The sequence below is a fragment of the Streptomyces olivaceoviridis genome, assembly GCF_014650115.1.
In the GTDB taxonomy this organism is placed as follows: domain Bacteria; phylum Actinomycetota; class Actinomycetes; order Streptomycetales; family Streptomycetaceae; genus Streptomyces; species Streptomyces olivaceoviridis.
This window is the reverse complement of the sequence record NZ_BMUI01000082.1, coordinates 1-4,506: the sequence shown is the minus strand read 5'-3', so window position 1 is coordinate 4,506 and position 4,506 is coordinate 1. Positions and strand designations below refer to the sequence as shown.

Genomic DNA, 4,506 nt, shown 5'->3' with positions numbered 1-4,506 from the left:
ATGCCGGGTACTGGTACCGCAACCTGCGTCAGCCCGTGGAGTTCGACCAGGCTGTCCGCGATCTGATCGGGCACGGCTTCGACACCTTCGTCGAAGTCAGCCCGCACCCGGTGCTCACCGTCGACATCGAGGCCACGGCCGAGGCCCTCGGCTCCGACACCGGCGTGATCGGCACGCTCCGCCGGGACGACGGCGGCCTGGACAGGTTTCTGCACTCGGCCGCCGAAACATATGTGCGCGGCGGAGAGGTGGACTGGGGAGGCTTCCTGGAGGGTGGTCGGCGTCTCGACCTTCCGACCTACGCCTTCCAACGCCGTCGCTACTGGGCGCCTCCCGCCCGCGGACGCGTGGGGGACGCCGCCGGGTTCGGTATGGAAACCACCGGGCACCCGCTCGGCGCCGCCTTCGTGGACATGGGCGAAGAGGGCTGCGTGCTGTCCGGCTTGCTGTCCCCGCGGACACAGCCCTGGCTGGCTGAGCATGTCGTGGCCGACAGCGTCCTGCTGCCCGGTACGGCCATGCTCGAACTCGCCGCCTACGCCGGCCGTCGAACCGGGTGCCCGCGGGTGGCGGAACTGACGCTGACCCGCCCGTGTCCGCTGCCCCCCACGGGCGGCCTGGCGATACAGGTGCGCGTGGGGCCCGACGAGGACGGCACCCGCACGGTGTCGATCTCCAGCAGGACCGATGGCGGTGACTGGGTCCGCAACGCCGAGGGATCGCTCAGTGCCTCGCCGCCCCGGGCCGTCCCCGCACCGGACTGGCCACCACACGGCGCCGCGTCAGCGGTCGACCTGGACGGTTTCTACGATCGGCTCGCGGACGCCGGATACGGCTACGGCCCGGCCTTCCGCGGCCTGCGGGCGGCCTGGCGCCGGGGCGACGACGTCTTCGCCGAGGTCGCGCTGCCCGACACCGAGGAGCTCTCGGGCTTCGGCGTGCATCCCGCGCTGCTGGACGCGGCGCTGCACGCGCCGGCCGCCGACGCCGAGGGCGTGTCGGTGCCCTACTCCTGGCGTGACGTGGCGCTGGTGCCCGGCGCGTCCCGTGCCCTGCGCGTGCACCTAGCGCCGAGCGGCGCGGACACCGTGACGCTCCGCGCCTTCGACGCGACGTCGGGAGAACCGGTCGTCTCGGTCGGCTCGCTCGTCACCCGCCCGCTGGCCACCCGACCGCACCGGCTGCACCGCCTGTCCTGGACACCCGTTCCGCTCCCGGACCGGCGCCCGGACTTCGCCGTGGTCGGGCCGGACCCGTTCGGGCTCGCGGACGCCGGGCCGCTGCCCGGACTCGACGCGCTCACCGCGGTGCCCGAGGCGGTACTGGTCTCCTGCGACGCGGACGCGGACGATCCCGTCCAGGGGGCGTACAGCGCGACGGCGCGTGCCCTGGACCTGGTGCAGGCGTGGCTGGCCGACGACCGGTTCGCCGACGCACGGCTCGTCGTGGTGACACGGAACGCCGTGTCCGCCGCCGGCGACGACGTACCCGACCCGGCCGGTGCTGCGGTGTGGGGGCTCCTGCGGGCCGCCCAGGCCGAGCACCCGGACCGTTTCCTCGTGGTCGACGTGGACGGCGGGCCGGAGTCGGTCGCCCTCGTCGCCGTGGCCGCCGCGACGCCGGAGCCCCAGATCGCCATCCGCGCCGGGTCGATGTTCGCACCCCGGCTCACCCGGGACGGCGCGGAACCGACACCCCCGGACGGGACGTGGCGGCTGTCGGCCGCGGAACCGGGCTCGGTGGACGGGTTGCGCCTGGTGCCCGCGCCCGAGGCCCTCGCACCGCTGGAGTCGGGCGAGGTCCGCATCGCGGTGCACGCCGCCGGGCTGAACTTCCGCGACGTCTGCATCACTCTCGGCCAATACCCGGGGACCGCCGCCATCGGCAACGAGGGCGCCGGAGTGATCCTCGAGACCGGTCCGGACGTGCCCGGCCTCGCCGTCGGGGACCGCGTGTTCGGCCTGTTCGCCAACGCCTTCGGGCCCACCGCCGTCACCGATCACCGGCTGGTGCGACGCATGCCCGCCGCCTGGTCCTTCTCCGAAGCCGCCTCCGTGCCCACGGTGTTCCTCACCGCCTTCTACGGCCTGGTCGACCTCGGCCGGCTGCGCCCGGGACAGTCCGTCCTGATCCACTCGGCCGCGGGCGGGGTGGGCATGGCGGCCGTGCAGATCGCCCGGCACCTCGGCGCCGAGGTGTACGCGACGGCGGCCCCCGCCAAACACCACGTCCTGCTCGCCGAGGGGATCGAGGAGGGGCACATCGCCTCCTCCCGCACCCTCGACTTCGCCGAACGCTTCCGTGAGGCGACCGGCGGGCGCGGTGTCGACGTCGTACTGAACAGTTTGGCCGGGGCGTTCACCGACGCCTCACTGCGCCTGCTGGCCGAGGGCGGACGCTTCCTGGAGATGGGCAAGGCCGACATCCGCACCGGCCTGCCCGCCGAAAGCTATCAATCGTACGACGTGGGGCTGACCCCGCCAGAACGCATCGGGGCGATGCTGGACGAGCTGATCGCCCTGTTCGAATCGGGCACCCTGCGCATGCTGCCCCGCCGCGCGTGGGACGTCCGCTCGGCGCGGCAGGCGTTCCGCCACATGGCGCAGGCCCGGCACGTCGGCAAGGTGGTGCTGACGGTGCCGCGTCCACTCGACCCGGACGGCACGGTACTGATCACCGGCGGCACCGGCGTCCTCGCCGGACATCTCGCCCGTCACCTGGTGGCCGCGCACGGCGTCCGGCATCTCCTGCTCCTGGGCCGCCGGGGCGTGGCCGACCTGACCGGCCTGGAGGCCCCCGGCGTCCAGGTGACGGTGACCGCCTGCGACGTGTCCGACCGGCGGCAGCTGGAGGCGGCTCTGGCGCGCGTGCCGGCCGACCATCCGCTGACCGCCGTCGTGCACGCGGCCGGAGCGTTGGACGACGGGCTCGTGCAGTCGCTGACCGCCGACCGCCTCGCCACCGTGTTCCGGCCCAAGGTCGACGCGGCCTGGCACCTGCACGAGCTGACCCGGGACCTGGACCTGTCGGCGTTCGTGCTGTTCTCCGCGGGTGCGGGTGTCCTCGGCTCTCCCGGACAGGGCAACTACGCCGCCGCGAACACCTTCCTGGACGCGCTTGCCGCCCACCGGCGGGCCGCCGGACTGCCCGGCCAGTCGCTCGCCTGGGGTGCGTGGTCCGGCGCCAGCGACATGCGAGGCACGTACGACCAGGCCGACACCGATCGCATGGCCAGGGGCGGCATGCTGCCGCTGTCCGTGACCGACGGGCTGGCCGCGTTCGACGCCGCCCTGGCTGCCGGGGACCCCCTGCTCGTGCCGGCCCACCTGGTACCCAGCCGCATGCCGGTGGTTCCCCCGTTGCTCAGCTCGTTGGGCCCGGCCGGCCGCAAGACGGCGCGGTCGGCGCGGTCGGCGCTGGCACGCTCTCTGCGGGAGATGCCGGACGCCGAACGCGTCAGACTCCTGACGGACCGCGTCCTGGCCGAGGCGGCGGCCGTTCTCGGACACGAGACACCGGACGCACTGCCCGAGGGCAGAGCCTTCCGGGAACTCGGCTTCGACTCCCTGACCGCCGTCGAGCTGCGCAACCGTCTCGCCGCCCTGACCGGCCTCAGACTTCCCGCCACGCTGGTCTTCGAGCATCCCACCCCCGCCGCCCTGGCGGCCCGTCTGCACGCGTCGCTCAGCGGGGCGTCGGCCACCGGGGAGCCCGCGCCGACCGCGCCGGCGACGGTGGCCGCTGCCCCGGACGAGGCCATCGCCATCGTCTCCATGGCCTGCCGGCTGCCCGGTGGTGTCTCGACGCCGGAGCAGCTGTGGGAACTGGTCGCCGAGGGCCGCGACGCCATGACGCGCTTTCCCACGGACCGTGGCTGGGAGCCGGACGATCCGGCACGCGTGGGGGGATTCCTCGACGCGGCGGACGCGTTCGACGCCGGGTTCTTCGGGATCTCGCCGCGTGAGGCGCTGGCGATGGACCCGCAGCAGCGGCTGCTGCTGGAGACGAGCTGGGAGACGTTCGAGCGGGCCGGGATCGACCCCTCCTCGGTACGGGGCGAAACGATCGGCGTCTTCACCGGCGTCTGGGGCAACGACTACCTGGCACGGCTCCGGTCCATCCCGGACGACCTGCGCGGATACCTCGGCAACGGCAGTGCGGTGAGCGTCGCGTCGGGCCGGGTGGCGTACACCCTGGGGCTTGAGGGACCGGCGGTCACGGTGGACACCGCCTGCTCGTCCTCCCTGGTGGCCCTGCACCTGGCGGCGCAGTCCGTACGCCAGGGCGAGTGCTCCATGGCCCTCGTGAGCGGTGCCACGGTTCTCGCCACGCCGTCGGTCTTCGGCGAGTTCGAGAGGCAGGGCGGTCTGGCGTTCGACGGGCGGTGCAAGGCGTTCGCGGAGGGTGCCGACGGCACGGGCTTCGCCGAAGGCGTGGGGGTCCTGCTTCTGGAGCGGTTGTCGGATGCGGAGCGGTTGGGGCATCCGGTGCTCGCGGTGGTGCGGG

General features: G+C 73.9%; 1 protein-coding gene. It reads left to right on the top strand.

Annotation, left to right across the window (positions count from 1 at the left end; translation table 11 throughout):
• The coding region (locus IE273_RS42875) for an SDR family NAD(P)-dependent oxidoreductase (RefSeq protein WP_189820521.1) at positions 1-4,506 on the top strand (4,506 nt) is incomplete at both ends.